This window comes from Stenotrophomonas sp. GD03654 (genome assembly GCF_029845105.1).
Classification (GTDB): domain Bacteria; phylum Pseudomonadota; class Gammaproteobacteria; order Xanthomonadales; family Xanthomonadaceae; genus Stenotrophomonas; species Stenotrophomonas africana.
Genome location: NZ_JAOCLC010000020.1, coordinates 59,540 through 69,350 on the forward strand (window position 1 = coordinate 59,540; position 9,811 = coordinate 69,350).

A 9,811-nucleotide genomic window follows, 5' to 3' on the forward strand; every position below is an offset into this window, starting at 1 on the left:
CTCAGCGCTTCAGCGAAACGAACGCGTCACGACCGGCGTAACGCGCGCCGGCGCCGAGGGCTTCCTCGATGCGCAGCAGCTGGTTGTACTTGGCCACGCGATCGCTGCGGCACAGCGAGCCGGTCTTGATCTGGGTGGCGGTGGTGGCCACTGCGATGTCGGCAATGGTGGTGTCTTCGGTTTCGCCCGAACGGTGCGAGACCACGGCGGCGTAGCCAGCGCGGTCGGCCATGGCGATCGCTTCGAGGGTTTCGCTCAGGGTGCCGATCTGGTTGACCTTGATCAGGATCGCGTTGGCGGTGCCCGAGTCGATGCCTTCCTGGAAGATCTTCGGGTTGGTCACGAACAGGTCGTCACCGACCAGCTGCACCTTCTTGCCGATGCGGTCGGTCAGCAGCTTCCAGCCAGCCCAGTCGTTCTCGGCCAGGCCGTCTTCAATCGTGATGATCGGGTACTGCGCGGCCCAGTCGGCGAGGAAGTCGACGAACTGCTCGGAGGTCAGGCGCTTGTTCTCGCCGACCAGGTTGTACTTGCCGTTCTCGAAGAATTCGCTGGAGGCCACGTCCAGGCCCAGCAGCACGTCTTCACCGGCGGTGTAGCCGGCCTTGCCGATCGCCTCGAGGATGGTGTCCAGCGCTTCAACGTTGCTGCGGAAGTCCGGCGCGAAGCCACCTTCGTCGCCCACCGCCGTGCTCAGGCCGTGGCCCTTCAGCACCGACTTCAGCGAATGGAAGATTTCGGTACCGGCACGCAGCGCTTCAGAGAACGAGGTGAAGCCGACCGGCAGCACCATGAACTCCTGGAAGTCCACGTTGTTGTCGGCATGCGCACCGCCGTTGATGATGTTCATCATCGGCACCGGCAGCGACGGGGTAACGCCGGTCTTGGCGGCCAGGTACTGCCACAGCGCCTGCTTGTTCGATGCGGCGGCGGCGTGCGCGGCGGCCATCGAAACACCCAGCAGTGCGTTGGCGCCCAGGCGGCCCTTGTTCTCGGTGCCATCAAGATCGATCAGGCGACGGTCGAGGCCGGCCTGGTCGGTGGCTTCAAAACCCTTCAGCGCGGCGGCAATCGTGGTGTTGACGTTATCGACGGCCTTGCGCACGCCCTTGCCCAGATAACGGGTCTTGTCGCCATCACGCAGCTCGACCGCTTCCTTGGTGCCGGTCGAGGCGCCGGAGGGAACCGCGGCACGACCGAACGAACCGTCCTCCAGGATGACTTCGGCTTCCAGCGTGGGGTTGCCACGGCTGTCGAGGATTTCACGGGCGTGGATGCTGCGGATCGTACTCATGGTCGGGCCGGTTACCTGTCTGGAGAGGGGGCGACAAAACGAATGCCGCGTGATTATCCCCGGCTGCCCGCCACTTGCCAAATGGCGTGGGCAACCTCAGCCCCAGCTGGACCCGATCACGATCAGGGCCAGCGACACCAGCATCACCAGCAACACACCGGCCAACGCCGCCGCGACGGGACCACGGCTGCGTCGCCAGGCCAGCACCATTGCCATCAGGCTGCCGACGAAAGACAGACCCAGCGTAACCAGTGCGGCCAGAATCCAGTACTGCATGGCCTGTATGCCATGGTTGCCGTCACCCGGCGAGCCGAAGCTTGCAGCAAAGGCCAGCACACCCATCAGCACCGATGCCCAGGCAAGCACGGACAGCCCCAGCGCGACCAGACCCCACGGCCAGCCACGCGCTGATGAGGTCGTATTCATCAAAGAAATCCGTAGAACAGGGCGCCCAGCCACAGCGAGAGCAGGATGATCGCCAGGCCCGCGGCCACCTTGCCGCGATTCAGCCGCCAGGCCAGCACTGCGGCAGCGACGCATCCCACGGCACCGAGCAGCTCTGCCACCAGCAGCGCAATGAAGTACGCCTGCAGATCGAGTGCGCTGCTGCCATCGCCGGGTGGCCGCACGGACGCGGCGCCGATCAGCACCAGGCCGAACATGCCCACGGTGAACAGCACGGCCAGGCCCAGCGCGATCGGGCCCCACGGCCACTGACTCCAGTGGCGGCGGTGGCGCTGGGTTTCCAGCGCCAGCCACGGGTCACGACTCACGCGAAGCGCGAAAAGCCGTGCTTCTTTGTCACCGCGTCGAGCTCCATCAGGGTCTCGAGCAGCGCTTCCATCTGGTCCAGCGGCCACGCGTTGGGTCCATCGGACAGGGCCTTGGACGGATCCGGATGGGTCTCGGCGAACAGGCCGGAGATGCCCACCGCCACCGCGGCACGGGCCAGCACCGGCACGTGCTCGCGCTGGCCACCGGAACTGGTGCCCTGCCCGCCCGGCAGCTGCACCGAATGGGTGGCGTCGAACACCACCGGGCAACCGGTATCGCGCATCACCGCCAGCGAACGCATGTCGCTGACCAGGTTGTTGTAGCCGAAGCTGGCACCACGCTCGCAGACCATGATCTGCTCGTTGCCGGTGGCCTTGGCCTTCTCCACGACCGGCTTCATGTCCCACGGCGCCAGGAACTGGCCCTTCTTGATGTTGACCGGCTTGCCGGCCGAGCACACCTTGCGGATGAAGTCGGTCTGGCGGACCAGGAATGCCGGGGTCTGCAGCACATCCACCACCGAGGCCACTTCGTCCATCGGGGTGTATTCGTGGACGTCGGTCAGCACCGACACGCCGATCTGCTTCTTGACCTCGGCCAGGACCTTCAGGCCCTCCTCCATGCCAGGGCCACGGAACGCGGTGCCCGAGGTGCGGTTGGCCTTGTCGAAGCTGGACTTGAAGATGAAGTTGACGCCGAGCTTGTCGGTGACTTCCTTCAGCTTGCCGGCGGTATCGAGCTGCAGCTGCATCGACTCGATCACGCAGGGGCCGGCGATCAGGAACAGGGGCTGGTCCAGCCCGACCTCGAATCCACACAGTTTCATGGCGTTTCCTTGTTGTCCGCGGCACCGGCCGGGCCGGTGCGCAGGGGGTTGAAGCGTGCAAGATGGGGGCCGACGGCCCCCATCACAAGTCAGGCGCGGGCTTCCTGCAGCAGCTTGCCGCCGGCCTTGCGCTCGCGTGCGGCGCGGATGAAACCGATGAACAGCGGATGGCCGTCACGCGGCGTGGACAGGAATTCCGGATGCGCCTGGCAGGCCAGGAACCACGGGTGCGCATCGCGCGGCAGTTCCACCACTTCCACCAGGGTGTCGTCCATCGACTTGCCGGCGATCACCAGGCCCGCATCTTCCAGCTGGGTGCGGTAGCGGTTGTTGAACTCGTAACGGTGGCGGTGGCGCTCGGCGACCACATCCTTGCCGTACAGCTCGCGGGCCAGCGTGCCCGGCTTCAGGCGCTGTTCCTGCAGGCCCAGGCGCATGGTGCCACCCAGGTCGCTCTTGTCGTCACGCTTCTCGACATCGCCGGTGGCGGTACGCCATTCGGTGATCAGGCCGATCACCGGGTTCGGCGACTGGCGGTCGTTCTCGGTGCTGTTGGCGCCTTCCAGGCCGACCACGTTGCGCGCGTAGTCGACGACGGCCGCCTGCATGCCGTAGCAGATGCCGAAGTACGGCACGTGCTGCTCGCGGGCGAACTTCGAAGTCAGCACCTTGCCTTCGAAACCACGGTCACCGAAGCCACCCGGCACCAGGATGCCGTCGACATCGGCCAGCGCGGCCATGTCGGTGCCTTCCAGGTCCTGTGCTTCCAGCCACTTCAGGTTGACCTTCGTGCGCTGGCGCAGGCCGCCATGCTTGAGTGCTTCACCGACCGACTTGTAGGCATCCTGGTGATCGACGTACTTGCCGACCACGGCGATGGTCACTTCGTCCAGCGGATGCAGGGTCGCGTCGACCGCGTCCTCCCACATCGACAGATCGACCGGACCGGCCTTGTCAGCCAGCTTCAGCTGGTTGACCACGATCTCGTCCAGGCCCTGTGCGTGCAGGCCCGACGGGATGCGGTACAGCACGTCGACGTCCGGCACGCTGATCACCGCGCGCTCGGAAACGTTGGTGAACTGGGCGATCTTGCGGCGCTCCGAATCCGGCACGGCCTGTTCCGAACGGCACAGCAACACGTCCGGCTGGATGCCGATCGAGCGCAGTTCCTTCACCGAATGCTGGGTCGGCTTGGTCTTCAGCTCACCAGCGGCGCCGATGTACGGCACCAGGGTGAGGTGCATGAACAGCGCCTTCTCCGGGCCACGCTCGGTGCGCACCTGGCGGATCGCTTCCAGGAACGGCAGCGACTCGATGTCGCCGACGGTGCCGCCGATCTCGACCAGCGCCACGTCGTAGCCTTCGGTGGCTTCGTCGATGCAGCGACGGATCTCGTCGGTGATGTGCGGAATGACCTGCACGGTCGCGCCCAGGTAGTCGCCGCGACGCTCCTTGCGGATCACGTTCTCGTAGATGCGGCCGGTGGTGACCGAGTTCTTGCGGCTCAGGCGGGTGCGCACGAAGCGCTCGTAGTGGCCCAGGTCGAGGTCGGTCTCGGCGCCGTCGTCGGTGACGTAGACCTCACCGTGCTGGAACGGGCTCATGGTGCCCGGGTCGACGTTGATGTACGGGTCGAGCTTCATCATCGTGACCTTCAGGCCACGGGCTTCAAGAATGGCGGCCAGCGACGCGGCGGCAATGCCTTTGCCGAGCGAGGACACCACGCCGCCGGTTACGAAAATCAAGGGAGTCATGGCTGCAAGCATCCTGTCTGGAAATGGAAAACGGCAGCACCACGCGCGCCCGTAGGGCGGGCATGGTGCTCAGAGGGGGTTTTCCGGTTCGCTGGGACAGCGAGGGAGGTGCGGATCCGTGCGGCGACAGGCGCCGTACAAGGACCCCCGTGCGAGGTCGGGGCGGCCGTGCCGGTCAAATCGACCGTCACCTGCGACCCGCCATGCTGGAAGCCACGCTTGGCCGCTCCAGCCCATTCGCAAAGGGTGGACACGCACTTACTCCCGGAAAGCCATAGTTTACAGATTGATGGCCGCCAACCCAAGGGGGCAGACGCCACGTTCCTAAAAAGAAACGCCCCGCAAAGCGGGGCGTTCCGGAGCGCAACCCTTGTCGCAAGGGCGCCTGGCAGGTCGCGGGATCAGCGCTTCTTGCGCGCTTCTTCCTCTTCTTCCTTCTGCGGGGCCGGCTGGCCCTGCGCCTTCATTTCGGCATTGGCCTGGGCACGGCGCTTGGCCTTGGCGTCCGCCTCGGCCTGCGCCTTGTCGGCCTGGTCGCCCTGCTGCGGGGCCGGCTGGCCGGCGTTCTGCGCCACCACCAGCGGCACTGCAACAGCGGCAGCGGCCAGGATCGCAATGGTCAGCAACTTCTTCATGAGGTCCTCCTCGCGGTATGGCTTGGATGTTTCGACCCAACGGGGGTCGCCGGCGTTCAGATTCCAGCGGCTGCCATTTTACCCCCTCTGCGTCGCCGAGACTGAACCGCAGGCGTGCAAAATCCCGTGCCAGACCCCACACTTGCCCGTCGCTCCAAGCTTTCGAAGACAGATGAACGCCCGTTATAACGCCGCCGATATTGAAGTCCTGTCCGGCCTTGACCCGGTCAAGCGCCGTCCCGGCATGTATACCGACACCGCGCGCCCGAACCACCTGGCGCAGGAAGTGATCGACAACTCGGTGGACGAGGCCCTCGCCGGCCACGCCCGCTCGATCGAGATCACCCTGTACAAGGACGGCAGCGTGGAGGTCAGCGATGACGGCCGCGGCATGCCGGTGGACATCCATCCGGAAGAGAAGATCCCGGGTGTCGAGCTGATCCTGACCCGCCTGCATGCCGGCGGCAAGTTCAGCAACAACAACTACACCTTCTCCGGCGGCCTGCACGGCGTCGGCGTCAGCGTGGTCAACGCGCTGTCGACCCTGGTGGAGGTGCACATCAAGCGCGAAGGCGCCGAACACCGCATCACCTTCCGCAATGGCGACCGCGCCACGCCGCTGGAAGTGGTCGGCAGCGTCGGCAAGAAGAACACCGGCACCCGCGTGCGCTTCTGGCCCGACCCGAAGTACTTCGACACGCCCAAGTTCGCGGTGCGCGCGCTCAAGCACCTGCTGCGCGCCAAGGCTGTGCTGTGCCCGGGCCTGACCGTGAAGCTGACGGATGAAGCCACCGGTGAAGTCGATACCTGGTACTACGAAGACGGTCTGCGCGATTACCTGAAGCTGGAACTGGGCGATCGCGAGATGCTGCCGGCCGAGCTGTTCGTCGGCAACCTGAAGAAGGACACCGAAATTGTTGACTGGGCCGTGGCCTGGCTGCCGGAAGGCGAGCTGGTGCAGGAAAGCTACGTCAACCTGATCCCCACTGCCCAGCACGGCACCCACGTCAACGGCCTGCGTACCGGCCTGACCGAGGCGCTGCGCGAGTTCTGCGACTTCCGCAACCTGCTGCCGCGCGGCGTCAAGCTGGCGCCGGAAGACGTGTGGGACCGGGTGTCGTTCGTGCTGTCGCTGAAGATGACCGATCCGCAGTTCAGCGGCCAGACCAAGGAGCGCCTGTCCTCGCGCCAGGCCGCCGGCTTCGTTGAAGGCGCCGCCCATGATGCCTTCAGCCTGCTGCTGAACCAGAACGTGGACCTGGGCGAGAAAATCGCGCAGATCGCCATCGAACGCGCCAGCGCGCGCCTGAAGACCGAAAAGCTGGTCGTCCGCAAGAAGGTCACCCAGGGCCCGGCCCTGCCTGGCAAGCTGGCCGACTGCATCAGCCAGGACCTGTCGCGTACCGAGCTGTTCCTGGTGGAAGGTGACTCGGCAGGTGGCAGCGCCAAGCAGGCGCGCGACAAGGATTTCCAGGCCATCATGCCGTTGCGCGGCAAGATCCTGAACACCTGGGAAGTCTCGTCCAACAGCGTGCTGGCCTCGGAGGAAGTGCACAACCTGGCCATCGCCATCGGTTGCGATCCCGGCAAGGACGACATCAGCGGCCTGCGCTACGGCAAGGTCATCATCCTGGCCGACGCGGACTCCGACGGCCTGCACATCGCCACCCTGCTCACCGCTCTGTTCCTCAAGCACTTCCCGGCGCTGGTCGATGCCGGCCACGTGTTCGTGGCGATGCCGCCGCTGTTCCGCATCGACGTGGGCAAGCAGGTGTTCTACGCCCTGGACGAGGAAGAAAAGCGCTCGATGCTGGACAAGATCGAACGCGAGAAGATCAAGGGCGCGATCAACGTCACCCGCTTCAAGGGCCTGGGCGAGATGAATCCGCCACAGCTGCGCGAGTCGACCATCCACCCCGACACCCGCCGCCTGGTGCAGCTGACCGTGGACGATCGCGAGCAGACGAGCTCGCTGATGGACATGCTGCTGGCCAAGAAGCGTGCGTCCGACCGCAAGGGCTGGCTGGAGTCGAAGGGCGACCTGGCTTCGCTGGAAGTCTGATCCAGCCCCATCACCCGGTAGTGCCGGCCACTGGCCGGCACCCTCGGCATCCGCGTGATCCAGGCAGATCTGCCGGCCAGCGGCCGGCACTACCGGTCCATGCGCCGCGGGGCATTACACCCCCATCGGCAAACCCGGCGGCGCCATAATGCGCGTCCATCCGTGTGGACCATCGTATTGGCCAGCCACTCGCTACTGTTCCCGGGCCTGCCACTGCACAGCGCGCGCCTGGTCCTGAGCCCGATCCGCCGCGACGATGCGGCCGCCCTGTTCGCGATCCAGTCCGATCCGGACGTGATGCGGTTCTGGAACCACCCGGCGTGGACACGACCGGCCGAGTCGCGCGCGCAGATCGACGATGACCTGGCTGCACAGGCCACTGGCACCCAACTCAAGCTGGCCGTGCGCGAAACGCTGGACGGTCCGTTGCTGGGCATCTGCGTGGTGTTCGCGCTGGACCGCGATGCCGCACGTGCCGAGATCGGCTACCTGCTGGCCCCCGACAGGCAGGGCCGGGGCTACATGCACGAAGCGCTGCAGCACCTGCTGGACTACCTGTTCCAGACCCTGCACCTGCATCGCGTGGAAGCCGAGGTCGACCCGCGCAACCAGCCCTCGGCACGCGTGCTTGAACGGCTGGGCTTCCACCTGGAGGGCGTGCTGCGGCAGCGCTGGCGCATCCAGGGTGAACTGTCCGATTCGGCGGTATACGGTCTGCTGGCGGACGACGTGCGCACACCCCTGCCCGCTTGACCCAATCTGGCCAGTGGCGGCCTCGACCGGCGGGCATGCCTTTGGACACATACGGCATGCCCGCCACCGGCCTAGCATCGGAACCCCCTTCCGCTGCCGATCCGGTGCCATGAAGTCCCTGCTGCACACTGCCGCGCTCTGCGTCGGCCTGCTCATCGCCCCTGCCAGCGTGCTGGCCGCGCCCGACGCCGACACCAAGGCCGATCCGAAAGACGACAAGACCGAAGCGCCTGCGCTGCCCGCCGATGCATCGGCCCGCCAGAGCATGCGCCTGGCCGGCCGCACCCTGGACTACACCGCCACCGTCGGCACCCTGCCGGTACGCGATGCCAAGGGCAAGGTGATCGCCGATGTGGTGTTCACCGCCTATACGATGCCGGGCAAGGACCGGCCGGTGACCTTTGCGCTCAATGGCGGTCCCGGGGCGTCGTCGGTCTATCTCAACATGGGCGCGATCGGGCCCAAGGTGGTCACCTTTGGTTCGGAGGGTGACAGCGCATCGGCGCCGGCCACCCTGCACGACAACCCGGGCACCTGGCTGGACTTCACCGACCTGGTGTTCATCGATCCGGTCGGCACCGGCTTCAGCCGCGCACGCATCAGCGATGACGAGGCGAAGAAGCAGTTGTACAACCCCAGTGCCGACATCGAGTACCTGTCGCGCTCGATCTACGACTGGCTGCTGCGCAACCAGCGCATGGGCGCGCGCAAGTACCTGACCGGTGAGAGCTATGGTGGCTACCGTGGCCCGCGCATCACCCACTTCCTGCAGACGCGGCTGGGCGTGGCGATGAACGGCCTGGTGCTGGTCTCGCCGTACCTGAGCCCGACCCTGGAAGACAACGCCGATGTCTCGCCGATGGCATGGATGCAGACACTGCCGTCGATCGCCGCCGCGCACCTGGAGCGCCAGGGCAAGCTGACCGATGCAGCAATGCGTGAGGTGGTGGAGTACACCCGTGGCGACTACGCCACTGCGCTGATGAAGGGTCGCAGCGATCCGCAGGCGACCGAGGCGATGCTGCGCCGGGTGACCGCGCTGACCGGGCTTGACCCGCAGTTCGTGCGCCGTGCCGGTGGCCGTCTTGAAACCCAGGCCTACCTGCGCGAAGTATTCCGCGACAAGGGCACGCTGGGCAGCCGCTACGACTCCAATGTGACCGCGTTCGATCCGTTCCCGAATGATCCGGAGCAGCGCGCCAATGACCCGCTGCTGGACAGCATCATTGCGCCGACCACCACGGCGATGGTCGACTTCGTGACGCGCGTGGTCGGCTGGAAGGTGGATGCGCGCTACCAGGCGCTGAACTACGACGTGAACCGGCTGTGGGACCGCAACGGCGAACTGCGCCAGGGTGCGGTGACCCAGCTGCGCCAGGCAGTGGCAATCGACCCACATCTGCAGGTACTGATCGTGCACGGTTGGAATGACCTGTCATGCCCGTTCATGGGGTCGATCCTGACGGTGGACCAGATGCCGACGATGGGCAGCAATCCGGACCGGGTGCAGGTGCGGAGCTATCCGGGCGGGCACATGTTCTACAGCCGGGCGGACAGCCAGGCGGCGTTCCGGAAGGATGTGCAGGCGCTGTTCCAACGTAATTGAGGGGTTCGGCCGGGCCTGCGGCGCGGCACCCGCTGACTGCCACGGCCACTGCAACTGCAACTGCAAAAGCTGGCATTCCGTGGGTTGGCGGAGCGGGTCCGGTTGCG

General features: G+C 66.0%; 9 protein-coding genes. 3 read left to right on the forward strand and 6 right to left on the reverse strand.

Annotated features, from left to right (window positions below; translation table 11 throughout):
* Position 1 precedes the first annotated feature (1 nt).
* The 6 genes from eno to N5J73_RS09860 all read right to left on the reverse strand — a co-directional run bounded on the left by eno (position 2) and on the right by N5J73_RS09860 (position 5,283).
* On the reverse strand, positions 2-1,294 hold the full coding sequence (gene eno, locus N5J73_RS09835; protein ID WP_053442798.1) for a phosphopyruvate hydratase: 1,293 nt from the start codon (positions 1,292-1,294) through the stop codon (positions 2-4).
* Positions 1,295-1,390: 96 nt separating this feature from the next.
* Positions 1,391-1,720, reverse strand: a complete 330-nt coding sequence (locus tag N5J73_RS09840; RefSeq protein ID WP_049447765.1) for a hypothetical protein — start codon at positions 1,718-1,720, stop codon at positions 1,391-1,393.
* Positions 1,720-2,067: a hypothetical protein gene (locus N5J73_RS09845; protein WP_049447766.1), complete on the reverse strand. Its 348-nt coding sequence runs from the start codon at positions 2,065-2,067 to the stop codon at positions 1,720-1,722. The genes N5J73_RS09840 and N5J73_RS09845 overlap by 1 nt, the downstream gene beginning before the upstream one ends.
* Positions 2,064-2,894 carry a 3-deoxy-8-phosphooctulonate synthase gene (gene kdsA, locus N5J73_RS09850; protein ID WP_049447767.1) on the reverse strand — a complete coding sequence of 277 codons (831 nt, stop codon included), beginning with the start codon at positions 2,892-2,894 and terminating at the stop codon, positions 2,064-2,066. The genes N5J73_RS09845 and kdsA overlap by 4 nt, the downstream gene beginning before the upstream one ends.
* Positions 2,895-2,983: 89 nt before the next feature.
* On the reverse strand, positions 2,984-4,648 hold the full coding sequence (locus tag N5J73_RS09855; RefSeq protein ID WP_014036735.1) for a CTP synthase: 1,665 nt from the start codon (positions 4,646-4,648) through the stop codon (positions 2,984-2,986).
* Positions 4,649-5,049: 401 nt separating this feature from the next.
* The gene (locus N5J73_RS09860; protein WP_014036734.1) at positions 5,050-5,283 is read right to left on the reverse strand and encodes a hypothetical protein; all 234 of its coding nucleotides are present in this window, start codon (positions 5,281-5,283) and stop codon (positions 5,050-5,052) included.
* Between the two features lie 172 nt (positions 5,284-5,455).
* On the opposite strand from N5J73_RS09860, the gene parE reads away from it, so the two are divergent.
* From parE to N5J73_RS09875, 3 genes are all read left to right on the forward strand, one after another.
* Positions 5,456-7,345, forward strand: a complete 1,890-nt coding sequence (gene parE / locus N5J73_RS09865; protein ID WP_049447768.1) for a DNA topoisomerase IV subunit B — start codon at positions 5,456-5,458, stop codon at positions 7,343-7,345.
* 177 nt (positions 7,346-7,522) lie between these two features.
* The gene (locus tag N5J73_RS09870) at positions 7,523-8,098 is read left to right on the forward strand and encodes a GNAT family protein (RefSeq protein ID WP_049447770.1); all 576 of its coding nucleotides are present in this window, start codon (positions 7,523-7,525) and stop codon (positions 8,096-8,098) included.
* A gap of 109 nt (positions 8,099-8,207) precedes the next feature.
* A complete protein-coding gene (locus tag N5J73_RS09875) occupies positions 8,208-9,704 on the forward strand; it encodes a S10 family peptidase (protein ID WP_049447769.1) in 1,497 nt (498 codons plus the stop codon).
* The last annotated feature ends 107 nt before the right edge of the window (positions 9,705-9,811 follow it).